Annotated in this window: 19 protein-coding genes and 1 pseudogene; 13 read left to right on the forward strand and 7 right to left on the reverse strand. The window is 73.8% G+C overall.

Translation table 11 applies throughout. From position 1 onward, the window contains the following. Positions 1–74: 74 nt before the first annotated feature. The gene (locus SAM23877_RS32235; RefSeq protein WP_053140914.1) at positions 75–989 is read left to right on the forward strand and encodes an SDR family oxidoreductase; all 915 of its coding nucleotides are present in this window, start codon (positions 75–77) and stop codon (positions 987–989) included. Here the strand turns inward: SAM23877_RS32235 and SAM23877_RS32240 are convergent. Then, positions 973–1,512, reverse strand: coding sequence for a hypothetical protein (locus SAM23877_RS32240; protein WP_053140916.1), 540 nt, complete (start codon positions 1,510–1,512; stop codon positions 973–975). The two genes, SAM23877_RS32235 and SAM23877_RS32240, sit on opposite strands and share 17 nt — an antisense overlap. 50 nt (positions 1,513–1,562) lie before the next feature. Between SAM23877_RS32240 and SAM23877_RS32245 the strand changes: the two genes are divergently transcribed. The 4 genes from SAM23877_RS32245 to SAM23877_RS32260 all read left to right on the forward strand — a co-directional run bounded on the left by SAM23877_RS32245 (position 1,563) and on the right by SAM23877_RS32260 (position 4,653). Continuing rightward, a complete protein-coding gene (locus SAM23877_RS32245; protein ID WP_053140918.1) occupies positions 1,563–2,363 on the forward strand; it encodes an SDR family NAD(P)-dependent oxidoreductase in 801 nt (266 codons plus the stop codon). Positions 2,364–2,530: 167 nt separating this feature from the next. Next, entirely contained in the window at positions 2,531–3,226 is a 696-nt protein-coding gene (locus tag SAM23877_RS32250) for a L,D-transpeptidase family protein (RefSeq protein WP_053140919.1), read from the forward strand. Positions 3,227–3,586: 360 nt separating this feature from the next. Beyond that, positions 3,587–3,772, forward strand: coding sequence for a hypothetical protein (locus SAM23877_RS32255; RefSeq protein WP_053140922.1), 186 nt, complete (start codon positions 3,587–3,589; stop codon positions 3,770–3,772). A 56-nt stretch (positions 3,773–3,828) separates the two neighbouring features. Then, the gene (locus tag SAM23877_RS32260) at positions 3,829–4,653 is read left to right on the forward strand and encodes a DMT family transporter (protein WP_053140925.1); all 825 of its coding nucleotides are present in this window, start codon (positions 3,829–3,831) and stop codon (positions 4,651–4,653) included. Between the two features lie 62 nt (positions 4,654–4,715). On the opposite strand, the gene SAM23877_RS32265 is transcribed toward SAM23877_RS32260, so the two are convergent. After that, positions 4,716–6,083 (reverse strand): S1 family peptidase, encoded by a 1,368-nt coding sequence (locus SAM23877_RS32265; protein WP_053140927.1) that lies wholly within the window; start codon positions 6,081–6,083, stop codon positions 4,716–4,718. A 164-nt stretch (positions 6,084–6,247) separates the two neighbouring features. On the opposite strand from SAM23877_RS32265, the gene SAM23877_RS32270 reads away from it, so the two are divergent. Continuing rightward, positions 6,248–7,426, forward strand: coding sequence for a MalY/PatB family protein (locus SAM23877_RS32270; protein WP_053140928.1), 1,179 nt, complete (start codon positions 6,248–6,250; stop codon positions 7,424–7,426). Positions 7,427–7,481: 55 nt separating this feature from the next. Then, on the forward strand, positions 7,482–7,868 hold the full coding sequence (locus SAM23877_RS32275; protein ID WP_053140930.1) for a PPOX class F420-dependent oxidoreductase: 387 nt from the start codon (positions 7,482–7,484) through the stop codon (positions 7,866–7,868). Positions 7,869–7,875: 7 nt separating this feature from the next. Here the strand turns inward: SAM23877_RS32275 and SAM23877_RS32280 are convergent, their stop codons facing one another. After that, a complete protein-coding gene (locus SAM23877_RS32280) occupies positions 7,876–8,289 on the reverse strand; it encodes a Zn-ribbon domain-containing OB-fold protein (protein ID WP_053140932.1) in 414 nt (137 codons plus the stop codon). Between the two features lie 150 nt (positions 8,290–8,439). After that, positions 8,440–9,186, reverse strand: a complete 747-nt coding sequence (locus SAM23877_RS32285) for a TetR family transcriptional regulator (RefSeq protein ID WP_053140934.1) — start codon at positions 9,184–9,186, stop codon at positions 8,440–8,442. Positions 9,187–9,316: 130 nt separating this feature from the next. On the opposite strand from SAM23877_RS32285, the gene SAM23877_RS32290 reads away from it, so the two are divergent. Beyond that, positions 9,317–10,177, forward strand: coding sequence for an ATP-grasp domain-containing protein (locus SAM23877_RS32290; RefSeq protein ID WP_053140936.1), 861 nt, complete (start codon positions 9,317–9,319; stop codon positions 10,175–10,177). Between the two features lies 1 nt (position 10,178). After that, a complete protein-coding gene (locus tag SAM23877_RS32295) occupies positions 10,179–10,667 on the forward strand; it encodes a flavin reductase family protein (RefSeq protein ID WP_053140938.1) in 489 nt (162 codons plus the stop codon). Between the two features lie 105 nt (positions 10,668–10,772). Here the strand turns inward: SAM23877_RS32295 and SAM23877_RS32300 are convergent, their stop codons facing one another. Further along, the gene (locus SAM23877_RS32300; protein WP_174532268.1) at positions 10,773–11,156 is read right to left on the reverse strand and encodes a hypothetical protein; all 384 of its coding nucleotides are present in this window, start codon (positions 11,154–11,156) and stop codon (positions 10,773–10,775) included. A 323-nt stretch (positions 11,157–11,479) separates the two neighbouring features. After that, positions 11,480–12,397 carry a MurR/RpiR family transcriptional regulator gene (locus SAM23877_RS32305; protein ID WP_053140939.1) on the reverse strand — a complete coding sequence of 306 codons (918 nt, stop codon included), beginning with the start codon at positions 12,395–12,397 and terminating at the stop codon, positions 11,480–11,482. A 205-nt stretch (positions 12,398–12,602) separates the two neighbouring features. On the opposite strand from SAM23877_RS32305, the gene SAM23877_RS40380 reads away from it, so the two are divergent. Together SAM23877_RS40380 and SAM23877_RS32310 are read left to right on the forward strand one after the other, a co-directional pair. After that, a complete protein-coding gene (locus SAM23877_RS40380; protein WP_167355248.1) occupies positions 12,603–12,764 on the forward strand; it encodes a hypothetical protein in 162 nt (53 codons plus the stop codon). A 72-nt stretch (positions 12,765–12,836) separates the two neighbouring features. Further along, positions 12,837–13,229, forward strand: a pseudogene (locus SAM23877_RS32310) (DUF3662 domain-containing protein); the annotation flags it as partial. A 372-nt stretch (positions 13,230–13,601) separates the two neighbouring features. On the opposite strand, the gene SAM23877_RS32315 reads toward SAM23877_RS32310, so the two are convergent. Further along, positions 13,602–14,354, reverse strand: a complete 753-nt coding sequence (locus SAM23877_RS32315; protein ID WP_079030568.1) for a nucleoside/nucleotide kinase family protein — start codon at positions 14,352–14,354, stop codon at positions 13,602–13,604. 54 nt (positions 14,355–14,408) lie between these two features. Between SAM23877_RS32315 and SAM23877_RS32320 the strand changes: the two genes are divergently transcribed. Both SAM23877_RS32320 and SAM23877_RS32325 read left to right on the forward strand, forming a co-directional pair. After that, entirely contained in the window at positions 14,409–15,149 is a 741-nt protein-coding gene (locus SAM23877_RS32320) for a beta-phosphoglucomutase family hydrolase (RefSeq protein WP_053140942.1), read from the forward strand. Then, positions 15,146–17,500 carry a glycoside hydrolase family 65 protein gene (locus SAM23877_RS32325; RefSeq protein WP_053140944.1) on the forward strand — a complete coding sequence of 785 codons (2,355 nt, stop codon included), beginning with the start codon at positions 15,146–15,148 and terminating at the stop codon, positions 17,498–17,500. The genes SAM23877_RS32320 and SAM23877_RS32325 overlap by 4 nt, the downstream gene beginning before the upstream one ends. Positions 17,501–17,565: the final 65 nt, after the last annotated feature.

Consider the following 17,565-nt stretch of genomic DNA (forward strand, 5'->3'; position numbering starts at 1 on the left):
TCCGGCTTCCACGGCACCCTCGATCACGAGACCGCTCGCGCGGCACGGGTACGAGAAGAAACGGGAGGCCGGACATGTCACGGTCACTGGAAGGCAAGGTCGCACTGGTCGCCGGGGCGACCCGGGGCGCCGGACGCGGCATCGCCGTCGAACTGGGCGCGGCCGGGGCCACCGTCTACGTCACCGGCCGCAGCACCCGGGCCCGGCGTTCGGAGTACGACCGCCCCGAGACCATCGAGGACACCGCCGACCTGGTCACCGAGGCCGGCGGCCACGGCATCGCCGTACCCACCGACCACCTGGACCCGGCGCAGGTCGCCGTGCTCGTCGATCGGGTGGCCCGCGAGCAGAACCGGCTCGACGTCCTGGTCAACGACATCTGGGGCGGTGAGAACCTCTTCGCGTGGGACAGCCCCGTCTGGGAGCACGATCTCGACAACGGACTCAGGCTCCTGCGGCTGGCGGTCGAGACCCACGCCGTCACCAGCCACCACGCGCTGCCGCTGCTGCTGCGCCACCCCGGCGGGCTGGTCGTCGAGGTCACCGACGGCACCGACGACTACAACCGCGACCACTACCGCGTCTCCTTCTTCTACGACCTCGCCAAGACGTCCGTCCTGCGCATGGCCTTCGCCCTCGGCCACGAACTGGGACCGCGCGGTGCCACGGCCGTCGCGCTGACGCCGGGCTGGCTGCGCTCCGAGATCATGCTCGACCACTTCGGCGTGCGCGAGGAGAACTGGCGCGACGCCCTGGACCGCGTCCCGCACTTCGCCATCTCCGAGACGCCCCGCTACGTCGGCCGCGCCGTCACGGCCCTCGCCGCCGACCCGGACGTGGCGCGCTTCAACGGCCGGTCCCTCTCCAGCGGGGGCCTCGCCCAGGAGTACGGATTCACCGACCTCGACGGCAGCCGTCCGGACGCCTGGCGCTACGTCGTCGAGGTCCAGGACGCCGACAAGCCGGCCGACGTCACCGGTTACCGCTGACGGGCGGGAGCGGCCACCGGGCCGGGTGCCCCGGCGGCAGGGCCAGGTCCCGGCGCACGGCCGTGTAGTAGCCCTCGCGCCCGGCACGCTGCCGCTCCAGCAGCACCTGCCAGGCCTGCGGGTCGTGCGTCTCCTCGCGCAGGAAACGCTCCATCTCCATCACCGTCACGAACCAGGCCCGCGCCTTCTCCACCACCTCCGCACTGCCCAGCAGGAGCAGGGCCTCGCCGGCGGGGTCCCGGGCGAACGTGGCCTCCGCCTGTGCCGAAGCGGCCTCCTGGGGAGACAGGGGGTGCGGGTGGGGGTCGTTGCCGAGGTGGGCCGCGATCCGGTACGTCAGCGTGACGGAGGCCTTCAGCGTCCGCGCGTAGTCGGCGTAGACGGCGAGCCGCCGCTCCTCCCAGCGCGCAGCGGTCTCCCGGCGGAAGCGGGCGCCGTCGCTGCGGACCACGGCGAGGTACGAACCGAGCGCGCCGATGACGACGCCGAGCAGAGCGGGGAGTTGCTGCAGGAACGCGGACATGGACGCACGGTATCCGCCCGGCCGATCGGCAGGGCAGTACGGTCGGGCGCATGACGGACACACGGCGTTTCGGGGACCACGGCGTACTCGTCACGGGGGCGGCCCGGGGGATCGGCGCGGCCACCGCCCGCCGGCTCGCCACCGAGGGGGCGAGGGTGCTGGTGACCGACGTGGACCTGGGCGCGGCGCGGCGGACGGCGGGGGAGCTGACGGAACGGGGGCTCACCGCCGAGGCGTTCGCCTGCGACGTGGGTGACCGGGTGTCCGTCGAGGCGGCCGTGGCCCATGCCGTGGCCACCTTCGGCACCCTGGACGTGCTGGTCAACAACGCCTACGCGTGCACGCCCGACGCCCCGCTCTTCGAGGACGAACCGGACGAGGCCTGGGCCCGCGACCTCGACGTCACCCTCACCGGTGCCTACCGCTGCTGCCGGGCGGCGCTCCCGCACCTGGCGGCCTCCGGGCGCGGTGCGATCGTGAGCATCGGCTCGGTCAACGGCGTCCAGGACTTCGGCAACCACGCCTACAGCGCGGCCAAGGCCGGTCTCGCCTCGCTGACCCGCACCCTCGCCGGCCACGCCGCCCCGCGCGGCGTCCGCGTCAACCTCGTGACGCCGGGCACCGTGCGCACCACGGCCTGGGAGGGCCGGGACGAGGAACTGGCGGCGGTGCGCCGGCTGTACCCGCTGGGCCGGGTCGGCGAACCCGACGACATCGCCGCAGCCGTCGCCTTCCTCGCCTCGCGCGACGCGTCCTGGATCACCGGCACCACGCTGGTGGTCGACGGCGGTCTGACCGCCGTCAACACCGGGTTCCGGCAGGCGCTCCAAGAACGGCACGACACGGACTGACCGAGCCCGCCGGAGCCCCGGGGACCCGGTCGTGTTTGTCACCGTTTCGTACCGACGCGGCCGTGGCGGGCAACCGAAGCCGCCCGACGTCGGTCTACCAGGCGGGAATCGCACCACGGGCGACCTTCCGCCCGCTTCCACCGCTTCGACGCGAAAGGCTGACCGCCATGGGGGACATACGCAGACGGGGTGCCGTCGCACTCGGGGTCACCGCGCTGGTGGCACCGCTCACACTCGTCCTGGGCGCCGCGCCGGCCCAGGCGGCGAGCTGCACCACGCAGACCGGCCCGTACCAGAAGAAGGTGGAGAAGTTCCTCGGCCGCCCGGCCGACGGCAAGCAGTCCACCGCCGACTGCAAGGCGATCCGCGCCTTCCAGACCAAGCACGGCATCACGCCGAACATCGGCTACGCGGGCCCCGTCACCTGGGGCGTCATGAACCTGATGCAGAAGCAGAAGGCCGTCGGCAAGACTCCCAACAAGTCGGGCAAGTGCCCGGTCAACAAGGGCCGCATCGCCTGCGTGGACCTCACCCTCCAGCTGAGCTGGGTCCAGGACGGCAAGAAGCTCGTCTACGGACCGGTCCCGGTCCGCACCGGGCGCAACGGCCACGAGACGCGCACCGGGCTCAAGAAGGTCTACTGGCGCAACATCGACCACCACTCGACCATCTACGACGTGCCGATGCCCTACAGCCAGTTCTTCGACGGGGGCCAGGCGTTCCACTCGGCCGGCGTCAGCATGTGGAACCCGCCGGGCTCCCACGGCTGCGTCAACATGACGAAGACCGACGCCAAGAAGTACTGGTCGCTGCTGAAGAAGGGCGATGACGTCTTCGTGTACGGCCGCAAGCCGGGCACCTGACCGACCGGGGCGCCCGGCCCGCGCCGCCGTGTCACGGCCGGGCGCGTCCGCGAAGTCCGGGATCTCCGGCCCGGCCGCGGCTTTCCCGGGGTGAGGCGGTGTGCCGTCGGCCACACTCGTCGAGGAGCGCACCGGGCTCCCGGTCGTCGTGGCGAACGACACACCGTCTTCGTGGGGGCCGAGAAGTGATGCGGGGCCGGGTACGGCCTGGATCGGGGGCCGTGTGCGGCAGGACACAGTCGCCGGGAACGAACTCGCCCCGAGGTCTTGACAGATGGGGAGATCGACGTGATCAGTAACACGGTCCGTTATGTCCGTTTGGCTCGCGATTACTCACATCGTCTTCACGCCCGGCGCCGTATGCTTCACAGCATGTCCACCACTGTTGAACCTTCCTCCGAGCGATCGGCTGCCGAGGTCAACGAGGAGATCCGGGCCCTGTGGCTCCGGTCGGGCGGGACACTGAGCGTCGAGCAGCGCGCGGAGTACCAGCGGCTCGTCCTGGAGTGGGCCGCCGCGGCCCCGGACCCGGTGCGGGCCGCCTGACCGGCGCCTGACCCTCCTCGGCGCATCGGATCACCGACCCGGGGCACCTCCATCGGATGGGTGCCCTTCTCGCGCTGGCCTCGGCCGTCTGCTACGGCGTCGTCGACTTCGCCGGCGGCCTGCTGTCCCGGCGCGTCCACTTCGCCGCCGTCGCCTTCCTGGGCCAGGTCGGCGGGCTCGCCCTCGCCGTCGTGGCCGCCCTCCTCATGACCACTCACGACGTCCGCCTCGCGGACCTGCTGTGGGGCGCCCTGTCCGGCGTGGGCAGCGGCGCCGCCATGCACTTCCTCAACCGGGGCCTGAGCCGCGGCGCGATGAGCGTGGTCGTGCCCGTGAGCGCCGTCACAGGGGTCGCGCTCTCCGTCCTGTGCGGCGTACTCGTCCTCGGTGACCGCCCGGGCGCCCTCGCCTGGGTGGGGATCGTCGTCACCGTGCCCGCGCTCTGGCTCGTCTCCGGCGGCGGTACGGGTCCGGGCGAGGCCGTCACCGACGGGCTGCTCGCCAGCGCGGGTGTCGCCGTCCAGTACCTGGCCCTCGGCCAGGCGGGCCCCGAGAGCGGCCTGTGGCCCGTCGCGGCGGGCCGCGTGGCCGCGGTGCTCCTTCTGCTCCCCGGTGCGCTGCGGCACACCGGGCGGCTGCGGCTGCCGCCGCGCAGCTCCGCCGAGGCGCTGCTGATCGGCGCCGGAGCCGCCCTCGGCCTGGTCCTGTATCTCCTCGCCGCCCAGCGGCAGTTGCTGTCCGTCGCCGTCGTCCTGGCCTCCCTGTACCCCGCGCTCCCCGTCGTCCTGGGAGTCGCCCTCCTCCACGAACGGGTCGACCGGCGGCAGGCCGTGGGCCTGATCGGGGCGGCGGCGGCGACGGTGCTGCTGACACTGGGCTGACCCCGCCGGCGAAGCGGTCGTCCCGCGCGGCCGTCCGCCCGCACCGGGGACCGGACCGCGGGTCACCCCCACGTCGCCGAGTAGTGCCGTCGATAGGCTTTGCGGTCCTGTTCCGCGCGGATCCACCGGGTGGCCACCAGGGCGACCACGCTGCCCGCGACGACGAGCAGGCCGGGACCGACGTTCCGGCGGTCGGTGAGCCGGGCGAGCAGCGTCGAGCCGTCGACACCCGCCACGGGCGCCGAGGCTCCCGGTGCCGCGGCGCCCGGGGCGCCCCCACCGCCACCGGTGGCGGCCGGCGAGGAGGGCACTGCCCCCGGCGCCGCCCCCTCCTGCGCCGAGACGAGCAGCCGGACGCCGAGCGACGCCATGGCGTCCGGCAGCGGCTGGAAGAAGGTCGTACCCCCCTTGGCGCAGTCGCCGCTGCCGCCCGACGTCACGCCGAGCGCGAGGCCCTCGGAGAACATCGGCCCCCCGCTGTCCCCGGGTTCGGCACACACGTCGGTCTCGATGAGGCCGGTCACCGTGCCCTCCGGGTAGTTGACCGTCGCGTCGAGCGCGGTCACCCGGCCGTCGCGCAACCCGCTGGTGCTGCCGCTGCGGAACACGCGCTGTCCCACGGCCGGTTCACCCAGGCCCGTGATCCGTACGCCCTTCCCGTCCCCGACCGCCACCACGTCGGCGCCGTCGCCCGCCTTGCCGTCCGCGTACTCCACCAGGGAGAAGTCGTCCCCGGGGAAGCTCCCGGCGACCGTCTCGCCGACCTGGTCACCGCCGCCGTCGCCGAACCAGACGGACCCGGTCGGCCCGCAGTGACCGGCCGTCAGGATGAACTCGCTCCGTCCGTCGGTCACGTTGAAGCCCGCCGAGCAGCGCCCCGCCGTGGAGCGGATCGGTTCCGCACCGTTGAGGCGTGTGGTGAACTCCCCCTCGGTGCGCTCCATGCGGACGAAGTCCCCGATGCCCTCCGCCACACCCGTCAGGCGCGACCAGTCGCCCGCGGAGACCGTGCTGTCACCCCGTACCACCACCTCGTTCGCCCGGTAGTCGAACGCCCAGGCCGTCCCGGGCACCCGCGGAGCCGAACGCAGCGTGGAGGCCGCCGACCTCAGCTCGGACATGCTGTGCCGTACGACCTTCGGCTCGGCGCCGGCCCGCCGCACCTCCTCGGCCGTGCCGCCGTCGGTGACCGCGACGACGGGCCGCCCGTCGGCGTCGAGCCAGTGGCCCGCGGTCCGGGAGGTGCCCAGCCGTGACACGAGCCCGGCCCCGGTGCCGGACGCCACCCGCACCGTCGCGTGCGGCCCGGTGGGCGGGCCGGGTGGTTCGCTCGCGACGGCCCGGGTGACCATCGTCCCCCCGAGCAGGAGTCCCCCGACGGCCGCCAGCCGTGCCACTCGCCGGACGATGCGTCGTCGTGCGTGCCTCATGCATGCGCTCCCGAACCCGACCACGCGGCGTCGCCGCCGCGGGGGCCTCCGGACGTCGAGCGCCCTCCTCCCATACGGGGCCGGGCGCGCCCGTGTTCACCGGCCCGGAGGTCTCGTCCGGCCGACGGGCGCGCCGTTCCCCGCGGCCCCCTATCTTGAGCCCCATGACCAGCATCCCGCAGCCTCCGCCCGGTGAACGAAACCCCCTGCGCGCGCTCACCCTCGACCGGCTGCGCCGCCGTACGAGCATGAAGTGGCGCACCTACCCCGCGGACGTGCTGCCGCTGTGGGTGGCCGAGATGGACGTGCCGCTCGCCGAACCCGTCGTACGCGCCGTCACCGACGCCATGGAACTCGGCGACACCGGCTATCCCGCCGGCACCGACTATGCCGAGGCCCTGGCCGCCTTCGCGGGCGAGCGGTGGGGCTGGGACGGCCTCGCCGTGGAACGCACCGCGATCGTGCCGGACGTGATGCTGGGCGTCGTCGAGATGCTCCGACTGGTCACCGGGCCCGGCGACCCGGTGATCGTGAACCCGCCGGTGTACCCGCCGTTCTACCAGTTCGTGGAGCACATGGACCGGCGGATCCTCGAAGCACCGCTCGGCGCGGACCTGCGGATCGACCTCGGCGTGCTGGAGGAGGCGTACCGGCGGGCCGTCGCCGACGGCGGGCGCGCCGCCCACCTGCTGTGCAGCCCGCACAACCCGACCGGCACCGTGCACACCGCCGGCGAGCTGGCCGCCGTCGCCGCCCTCGCGGAGCGGTACGGCGTGCGGGTCGTCGCCGACGAGATCCACGCGCCGGTCGTCACCGCGAGCGCGCGGTTCGTGCCGTACCTGAGCGTGCCCGGCGCCGAGCGGGGCCTCTCGCTGATGTCGGCGTCCAAGGGCTGGAACCTGGCCGGGCTCAAGGCGGCGCTCGCCCTGGCCGGACCGGGCGCCGCCGCCGACCTGGCCCGGATGCCCGAGGAGGTCGGTCACGGACCGAGCCATGTCGGCGTCCTCGCCCACACCGCCGCCCTGCGCGACGGCACCGACTGGCTGGACGCGGTGCTCGCCGGACTGGACGAGAACCGGCGGCTGCTCACCGCCCTGCTGGCCGAGCACCTGCCCGGCGTGGTCCACCACGCCGGCGAGGCGACCTTCCTCGCCTGGCTCGACTGCCGCGCGCTCGGCCTCGGCGACGACCCGGCGGAGGTCTTCCTGCGCCGGGGCCGGGTGGCCCTCAGCTCCGGCATCCCCTTCGGCGCCGGCGGTGCGGGGCACGTGCGCCTCAACCTGGCGGCCTCGCCGGAGGTGATCACGGAGGCGGTACGGAGGATGACGGCCGCCCTGGGCTGAGACGAGCGGACACGGACCCGCGGCGCACGGGGGTTCGCGCCTAGACTGCCGGATCATGGACGACGCCTCACTGGACCGGCTCGGCGCCGGCAAGTACCTGCTGGTCACCACCTACCGGAAGAACGGCACCCCGGTCGCCACCCCGGTGTGGGTCGTACGCGACGGGGACGCGCTGGGCGTCTGGACGGCGGCCGACTCCTGGAAGGTCAAGCGGGTCCGCAACCGCGCGGACGTCCTGATCGGCCCCTGCGACGTGCGCGGCAGGGCGACCGGCGAACAGGTCCCGGCGACGGCGGAGATCTGCGACCCGGCCACCACCGGCCGCTACCGCCGGCTCATCGCCCGCAAGTACGGCGTCGTCGGCCGGCTCACCCTGTTCGGCAGCCGGCTGCGCCGGGGCCTGGACGGCACCCTGGGAATCAGGATCACCCCCACGCCCTGACCGGTACTCAGGTCCAGGCGCGGTACGGCTCGTCGACCAGCTGGAAGACCGGTTCGCCCCGCACGGGGTCCTTGGCCGTGGACAACCGCACCCGGTCGCCGCTGTGGATGCCGATGAGCGGCCCCATGACGCGGCCGCGCAGCACGAAGCCCTCGGCCATCTCGATCAGGGAGACGTTGCGCGCGGCGGGGGTGTTGCGGTGCACCACCGTGGCGTGCCGCACCGTCCCCGCGCCCTCGCTGCGCTCCGTGCGCAGGTCACTGCCGCGGCAGACCGGGCACAGCACCCGGTGGTACATGGTCGTGCCGCACCAGGTGCAGCGCTGGAAGACGATGGCCTCGGTGCCCGGCGCCTCGGGGTCGAGCAGGCCCGTCGCGGAGCCGGCTGCCTGCTGGGCGACGTTTCCTGAGTGGTGGTACACGCTGCAACTCCCTGCACTCGGGCCGGAATCCCGCGTGCGCGGTCGACCGGGCACGCGTGTGCACGGTCGCCGTGCCGCCGTGCACGCCCACAGGGTATGGCACTCAGTGCCAGGCGTAAAGGCACTCCGTACCCTCGATTGCCCGCACCGTCAGCCGTCCCCTCCCTCGCGGGCGAACGCGGTCTCGACCTCCCGTACGACCTGCCACAGCGGCGCCCCCCGCCGTGCGACGACGACCACGACGTCGTCCGTCACCCCGGCCGGGGACGCGGCGGGCACGTCGCCGAAGGTGGACTGCGCGTACCGCAGCGCGTGGTCCACCGCGGCGCCCGCGTCGTCCCGGCCCTGTGAACGCAGCCAGGAGCGCAGGGCGTTGTTGTGCGCCGCGACCACCGCGGCCGCGATCACGTCGGCCCGCAGGGTGCCGTCCGGCAGCCCTCCCAGGCGCCCGCGCAGGTACTCGGCGAGGGCGCGCTCGTAGCGCCACACCACCGAGAGCTCGTACGCGCGCAGTCCCGGCACCTTCTTGGTGAGGTGGTAACGCTGCACCGAGAAGGCCGGGTTCTCGGCGTACATGCGCAGCACGAGCCGGGCCGCGTCGCAGACCCGCCGCACCGGGTCGGCCTCGCCCGGGGAGGCGGCGAGGAAGGCCGTCATGTCGGCCAGGCACCGCTCGTGGTCGGGGAAGACCACGTCCTCCTTGGACGGGAAGTAGCGGAAGAACGACCGTCGTCCGACACCGGCGAGCGCGACGATGTCGTCGACGGTCGTCTGTTCGTAGCCCCGCTCCAGGAACAGCCGGAAGGCCGCCGAGACCAATGCCTCCCGCATCGGCGGCCGAGTGCCCGCCGCGTCCGCCCGGTCCCCGCGGCGGGGTGCCGCGCTGCTGGAACTCATGGAGGGGAAAGTAGCAGCTCACCGAGGTGCATGGCACTCAGTGCAGCCGAAGGGGGGAACTGAGTGCTCCGCGCGCTCGGTCGTGCCGGTCGCATACGATCGTTTCCCGTCAGCCCTCGAGGAGTTCCGCATGCCGTCCGCCCGACCCCGCCTCCTGTACGTCACCGACCTGTCCTATGAGGCCCGCGGGCGGCGCTACTGCGACGAGGACATCTTCCTGACCTCGCGGCTGCGCGAGGACTTCGATCTGGCCCTGTGCCACCCGGGGGAGGCGGCGGCGCTGCTGGACGCCTTCGATGCCCTCGTCGTCCGCAACAGCGGTCCCGTACTGGGGCATCAGGAGGCGTACGACGCCTTCCGCCGACGCGCGGCCGAGCGCGGCACCCGCGTCTACAACCAGCTCACCGGCCGGGCGGACATGGCCGGCAAGCAGTACCTGATCGACCTCACCGCCGCGGGCTACCCGGTCATCCCCACCGTCGGCAGGTCCGAGGACCTCCACCTGCTGCCCCCGGCGGACGAGTACGTCGTCAAGCCCCGGCTCGGCGCGGACTCGGCGGGGCTGCGGTTCGTGGCCGCGGACCGCGTCGAAGAGGCGGTGCGCGCCGGTGGCGGGGACCTCCTCGTCCAGCCGCGCGTCGACTTCGCCCACGAGATCTCCTTCTACTTCGTCGACCACGACTTCCAGTACGCCCTGTACGCGCCGCGTCCCGACCGGCGCTGGCAGCTGGAGCCGTACGACGCGAGCGAGCGGGACCTGGCGTTCGCGCGGCGGTTCATCGAGTGGAACGGCGTCGAGCACGGCATCCAGCGCGTCGACGCCTGCCGGGCCCCCGGCGGTGAGCTGCTCCTGGTCGAGCTGGAGGACCTGAATCCGTATCTGTCCCTGGACGCCCTCGACGAGCCGGCCCGCGACGCGTTCGTCACCGCGCTGCGGGCCGCCCTGCGGCGCCTGCTCGCGGCCGGGACCGCCCGGGCCGACAGGCCCTAGCATGACCGCCATGGACACGTTCCTCGCCCGGCTCGACCCGGAGATGTGTGTGGTGACGGCCGAGGCGGACGGGGAGCGGGCGGGCTGTCTGGTCGGCTTCTCCTCGCAGTGCTCCCTCGATCCCGTGCGCTTCGTCGTGTGGCTCTCCGAGGTGAACCGGACCTACCGGGTGGCGCGGTCCGCCGATGTCCTGGCCGTCCACCTGCTGGCCCGCGACCGACGGGCGACGGCCGAGCTCTTCGGCGGCCGGACGGGTGACCGGGTGGACAAGTTCCGGCAGGTGGGCTGGCGCCGGGGGTACGGCGGGGCCGTCGTGCTGGAGGACGCCGAGGCGTGGTTCGTGGGCCGCGTCGTGGGGCGGGTCCCCGGAGGCGACCACGTCGGTTTCGTCCTCGACCCGGTCGAGTGGGGCGGCCGGGAGGCGTCCGACGCGCCGCCGCTCCGGCTCGCCGACACCCGCACCATCCGGCCGGGCCACCCCGTGGACTGAGGCGTGCCCGCGGCGGCGGGCGGGGGCGGCGGCGCGACCGCGCCGGTCGTGTCCGCGACCGCGGCCGGCAGGCGCTCGGCGGCGCCTCGAAAGGACGCCGTCGGGTCAGCGCCCGGCGGCCCCCCGCTCGACCAGCGCCTCGGTGACCGCCCGCACGCTGCGCGCGATGTGCTGCAACTGAAGGACCTCCGCCGCGTAGAGCTTGATGGTGTGCTCGATGACCGACTCGGGCAGACCGAGCCGGGGCAGGTCGGCCCGGGCCGTCTGCAGCGCGGTGCGCGCCACCCGGACCTCGTGCTGGACCTGGATCTGCGCGTGGCGGGCGAGCAGTACGGGGTGGCGGATCAGCGCCGGATACCCCGCGTAGCGGGCCGGCACCAGCTCGCGCAGCCACTTGGCCGCCGAGCGCTCCCAGTCGTAGCTGCCGGGGCTCTTGACCTGGCAGGGCCAGTCCGGACTGAGGCGCGTGGTCGTCAGGGGCATGATCATCGCTTCCGTGTGCGGCGTCGACGGGTGGGGCGACGGGTGGGGGCGGCCCCGGTCCAGGGGACGACCGGGACCGCCACGGGCGCTCGCGCAGGCGATGCCCGACGGAACACCCCCGGCGCGCCGGAGCGGGTAGGAGTCGGCGGCCCAGAGTGTTCGCGCAGGTGCGGACGCGCTCCGGGGCGGCCGGGTCGCGATCCGTGAGCAGTATTTATATATGCCATCCGCTTTGCAAGACGTATGAAAACATTCATGCCTGCTCTGTCCCGGAAGGTCCCGTCCGTACCGACCCATCGCCGCGCGGATGCGCCGGGAGAGGGGCCGGTTCAGTCCCGGAGGAAGAACTGGTGCTGGTCGGCGACCTGCTCGTACTCCTCCAGGCGGGCCTGCGTGCGCTCGGGATCGGCGTCCGTCATGGCCTGGAGCAGAGCCGCGCACATCACCCCCGGCGCCGCGTAGGAGTCGAAGACCAGACGCGACCCCGTACCGGTCGCGAAGGTGACGTCGGCCTCGTCCACCAGCGGACCGAGCACCAGGTCGGTGATCAGCGCCACCTTGAGTCCGGCGCCGCGTGCCACCCGGACGGCACCCAGCGTCTCGTGGGCGTGCCGGGGCATGGAGAAGGCCAGCACCCAGGTGCCGCCGGCCTCCCGGGACTGGAGCAGGGCGTCGTAGGCGACGCTGCCGCCCCGCGTCACCAGGCGCACGTCGGGGTGGACGCGGCGGGCGGCGTAGGCGAAGTACTCGGCGAGCGACACGGAGATGCGCAGTCCGAGGACGGTCAGCGGTGCCGAGGCGGCCAGCTTGCGGCCGAGGTCGATCACCCGGTCGGCATCGGCGAAGTCGCGCCGCAGGTTCTCCAGGTTCTCGATCTCGGCGTCGACGGCCGCCTGGAGTTCGTTGCCCCGGTTCTCCTCGGCCGGGGCGCCGCCGCGACCGCCCAGCGCGATCGACTGGAGCCGCTCCCGCAGCGCCGGGTAGCCGCTGAAACCGACCGCCGAGGCGAACCGCGTCACCGACGGCTGGCTCACGCCCACCCGGTCGGCGAGGTCGGTGATCGACAGGAACGCCGCCTCGGTGAGGTGCTCGATGAGGTACTGCGCGATGCGCCGCTGTCCCGGGGAGAGGCGGGGCCGGTCGAACAGCGTCCTGAGCCGGGACGTGGCGGAGACCTCCGTCTCCGGCGCCGCCCGTCCCGAGGTGATCGCCGATGCCTGCGCGCGTGTCTGCTGCGGCGATGGCACGGGTGCGCCTCCTTTGTCTCCCACGGAGGTCAACATAGCTCACCCCCCGTGTCCGGCAGGGTGGCGTCACGGGCCGCCGCACCGCACGTGCGGGCCGGATTCCGCGGCGCCCGGCACCGGTGTCCGCACCCGCGGGGGATAGCACCGCGCTCTCCGGGAACCCGCCGCCCGTAAGCAGTCACAGCGGGCCCGAGGAGAGGCAGTCATGACCGTCCCGGAAGAGAACCGGCCGAAGACCGACACCACCGACGACGTTCTCGACCAGCGCGAGGAGGACGCTCCCCGCCCGCCGGGAGGCACCGGCCGGACCCTGCGCGAAGCCCTGGAGGAGGCGCATGTCCGCCCCGACGACTTCGACGAGCAGTGAGCGTCCGATAGCCGCACGGCGACCGCGCCACACCCGGACGGCCGCCCCCGAGACCCCCGGCAGGTGACACGCATGGGCGCCATCAGCGCGCTGGAGAAATCCCTGGAGAAGCGTCTGGAAGCGCTGTGGGCGCGGCTCTTCGAGAAGGACCCCGTCGAACTCCTCGACGCCCTGCGCACCGAGTGCGACGACAACGCGGTGGTCTCGCCCGCGGGCCGGGTCATGGTTCCCAACGCCTACGACGTCGCGCTCGCCGGCGTCGTCCACGACGAACTGGCGTGCCGTGACGGCCGGGTGGGGCAGGTCCTCACCGACAGCCTGGTCCGCCACGCCGAGCGGCACGGGTACGAGTGGGCCGGCCCACTGGCCGTGCACATCACCAGGTCGGACGACGTGCCCAACGGCCGCTACCACGTGGCGAGCAGCGTGATGCCGCACGTGAGCGCCGACGGTTTCCCGCACGCGGAGCCGAAGCCCCGGCCCACCGACGGGGAAGCCCGGCCGAGCGACCAGGCGCCCGCGTCGGCCCCGGTCCCCGCGCCGGCCCCGGCCCCGGCACCCGCATCGGCCCCGGCCGCCGCTCCCGCACCGGCCCCCGTCGCCCCCGCACCGGCCCCCGACGTGGCTCCGGCACAGGCTCCGGCCCCCGTCGTCGCTCCCGCACCGGCCCCAGTCGCTCCCGCACCGGCCCCGGCCGCCGCTCCGGTACAGGCTCCGGCCCCCGCACCCGCTCCCGCCCCGGCCACCGTGCGACCGGCCTTCGGCGACGCCTAGGGCCCGTCCGGCCGTACCCGTCAGCCCGTCAGCCCGTCAGCCCGTCCGCCCGGCGGACGGGCTTCAGGCGCCGGACCCCAGGCCCGGCCCCCGGCCGCCCCTGCGGACCTCGCCGCGCCCGGGCCCCGGGCCGGCCCCGCGCTCCGCAGCGACCCCCGGGCCCGCGTCCGGCATCGGCATCGCCCCCGCCGGTACCACCAGGTCGGCGCGGTCCCGGGTCGCGGCGACCAGTTCGGCGTTGCGCTGGTCGGTGCCGAGGGTCCAGGCGAGGGCGTCCTGGTGGGACTTGCCGAACCGCTCGTGCCGCGCCACCAGCCGGCGCACCCGCTCCGGCTCCGGCGGCTCGCAGAACCACACCTCGTCGAGCCGCGAGCGCACCCGGGCCCAGGCTCCGGTCCCCAGCAGCAGGTAGTTGCCCTCCGTCACCACCAGCCGCGCCGACACGGGTACCGGCACCGCGCCGGCGATCGGCTGCTCCAGCACCCGCTCGAAGCCGGGCGCGTACACGACGTCGTCGTCCCCGTCCTCCCGCAGGCGGCGCAGCAGCGCGGCGTAACCGGCGGCGTCGAAGGTGTCCGGAGCTCCCTTGCGGTCCCTGCGGCCGAGCCGGTCCAGTTCCGCGTCGGCCAGATGGAAGCCGTCCATGGGCACGTGGGCGACCCACGGCTCACCGCTCCCGTTCAGCTCCCGCACCAGGGCCTCGGCCAGCGTCGACTTCCCGGCGCCGGGGCCGCCGGCGATGCCGAGGAGCGCGCGGCGCCCGTCCCTCGGCAGCGCGCGGGCCCGGGTGACGAGGTCGTCGAAGGTCAGAGGCACGCCGGACAGTCTGTCACCTGATCGGATCCGCCCCGGCGGGGAACTGTCTCGGGTATGACGACGCAGCTCGGTCTTCCCGACGACATCCAGGCCTGCCTCTTCGACCTCGACGGGGTCGTCACCCGGACGGCGGTGGTGCACGCCGCCGCCTGGAAGGAGACGTTCGACGCCTTCCTGCGCGAGCGGGACGGCGCGGACTTCCGCCCCTTCACCGACTCCGACTACGGCGAGTACGTCGACGGTCGCCCCCGCGCGGACGGCGTGCGCACCTTCCTCGCCTCCCGCGGTGTCGAGCTGCCGGAGGGCGGCCCCGACGACCCACCGGACGCGCAGACGGTCAACGGGGTGGGCAACCGCAAGAACGAGCTGGTCCTGGAGAAGATCCGCACCGACGGCGTCGAGCCCTACGAGGGCACACTGCGCTACATCGACGCGGTCCGCGCCGCGGGCCTCGCCACCGCGATCGTCTCCTCCAGCGCCAACACCCGGGACGTGCTGCGTTCCATCGACGCCGAGCGCCTGTTCGACGTACGCATCGACGGCGTGGTGGCGCGCGAACGTCGTCTGCCGGGCAAACCGCACCCCGACACCTTCCTGGCCGCCGCCCGCGACCTCGGCGTCGAGCCCGCGCGCGCGGCCGTCTTCGAGGACGCGCTCGCCGGCATGGACGCGGGACGCTCCGGTCACTTCGGCTACGTCGTCGGTGTCGACCGCGTGGGTCAGACCGACGCCCTCTACGCCCACGGCGCCGACCGCGTCGTCAAGGACCTCGCCGAGCTGGGAGGCCGGGCGTGATCACCAACCGGACGTACGCCGTCGAGCCCTGGTCCGTGCGCGAGACGGAGCTCAACCTCGACCTCCTCGCCCAGAGCGAGTCCGTCTTCGCCCTGTCCAACGGGCACATCGGCTGGCGCGGCAACCTCGACGAGGGCGAACCCCACGGCCTGCCCGGCAGCTATCTCAACGGCGTCTACGAACTGCACCCGCTGCCCTACGCCGAGGCGGGCTACGGCTACCCGGAGGCGGGCCAGACCGTCATCAACGTCACCAACGGCAAGCTGCTGCGGCTCCTGGTCGACGACGAGCCCTTCGACCTGCGCTACGGGCGGCTCGGGAAGCACGAACGCACCCTGGACCTGAGGCGCGGCGTGCTGGAGCGCAGCTGCGAGTGGACCTCCCCGGCCGGTACGACCATCCGGGTGCGCTCCACCCGGCTGGTCTCCCTCACCCAGCGGGCCATCGCCGCCGTGCAGTACGAGATCGAGCCCGTGGACACCCGGACCCGGGTGGTCATCCAGTCGGAGCTCGTCGCCAACGAGACCCTGCCCGACCCGGACGGCGACCCGCGGACGGCCAAGGCGCTGCAGTCGCCCCTGGAGCCCGAGGAGCACATCGCCATCGGGACCCGGCTGCGCATGGTGCACCGCACCCGGCGCAGCGACCTGCGGGTCGCCGTCGCCGCGGACCATGTCGTCGACGGCCCGGAGGGGACCGCGTACCGCGGCGAGAGCAGCAGTGACGTGGCCCGGCTGACCATCACCTCCGTCCTCGACCCGGGCGAGCGGCTGCGGGTGCAGAAGACGGTCGCCCACGGTTGGTCGGGGGCCCGGTCCCGGCCCGCGATGGGGGACCAGGTCGAGGCGGCGCTGGCGGCGGCCGCGCACGGCGGCTGGGACGGCCTGGTGGCCGAACAACGCGCCTACCTCGACGACTTCTGGGCGCGGGCGGACGTCGAGGTGCACGGCGACGAGGAGATCCAGCAGGCGGTGCGCTTCGCCCTGTTCCACGTCCTCCAGGCCGGAGCACGCGCCGAGCAGCGGGCGATTCCGGCCAAGGGCCTGACCGGCTCCGGCTACGACGGTCACGCCTTCTGGGACACCGAGATGTTCGTGCTGCCCGTCCTGACCTACACCGAGCCCAGGGCCGTCGCCGAGGCGCTGCGCTGGCGCCAGGGCACCCTGCCCGCCGCCCGGGACCGGGCCGCCCAGCTCGGCCTGCGCGGCGCCGCCTTCCCGTGGCGGACCATCGACGGCTCCGAGGGCTCCGCGTACTGGCCGGCCGGCACGGCCGCCTTCCACGTGGCGGCCGACATCGCGCACGCCGCGGTGCGGTACACGGCGGCGACCGGCGACACCGCCTTCGAACGGGACACGGCGCTCGAACTCCTGGTGGAGACGGCCCGGCTGTGGCGCTCCCTCGGGCACCACGACCACCACGGCGTCTTCCACATCGACGGTGTCACCGGCCCGGACGAGTACAGCGCCATCGCCGACGACAACACGTACACCAACCTCATGGCACGGTCGAACCTCCTGGCCGCCGCCGACGTCTGCGAACGCCACCCCGACGAGGCGGCCCGGCTCGGCGTCGACGACGAGGAGAGCGCCACCTGGCGGGACGCGGCCGAATCGGTGCACATCCCCTACAACGAGGAACTCGGCGTCCACGAGCAGCACTCGGGCTTCACCCGCCACCAGCGCTGGGACTTCGCCGGCACCGCCGCCGACCAGTACCCGCTGATGCTGCACTTCCCCTACTTCGACCTCTACCGCAAGCAGGTGATCAAGCAGTCCGACCTCGTGCTGGCGATGTACACCTGCTGGAACTGGTTCGCCGCCCACTGCGACGAGGACCAGGTCGCCCGCAACTTCGCCTACTACGAGCCGCTGACCGTGCGCGACTCCTCCCTGTCCGCGTGCTGCCAGGCCGTCGTCGCCGCCCAGACGGGACATCTGCGCCTGGCCTACGAGTACGCGGCCGAGGCCGCCCTGATGGACCTGGCGGACCTGGAGCACAACACCCGCGACGGACTGCACATCGCCTCGCTGGCCGGTACGTGGATGGCGCTGGTCGCCGGCTTCGGCGGCACCCGGCGGGAAGGCGAGAGCCTGCGGTTCACGCCCCGGCTGCCCGAGAAGTTCAGCCGCCTCGCCTTCCGGCTCCAGTTCCGCGGGCGGTGCCTGCGGGTGGAGATCGGCGCCGACAGGGCGACGTACACGCTGCTCCAGGGCGACCCCCTGACGATCCATCACCACGGGGCCGAGGTGGCGGTGAACGGGGACGGTCCCGTCACCCGCGCCATCCCCGCGCCCAAGCGGCGGCCCACCCCCGAACAGCCTCCGCACCGCCGCCCCGACACCCGTTGAGCGGCCGGGTGCGGGGACGGGCGGGACGGCGCGACTGGCCGAGTTCCGCCCTGCGCTTCGGTGGC

The organism is Streptomyces ambofaciens ATCC 23877, assembly GCF_001267885.1.
Taxonomy (GTDB): domain Bacteria; phylum Actinomycetota; class Actinomycetes; order Streptomycetales; family Streptomycetaceae; genus Streptomyces; species Streptomyces ambofaciens.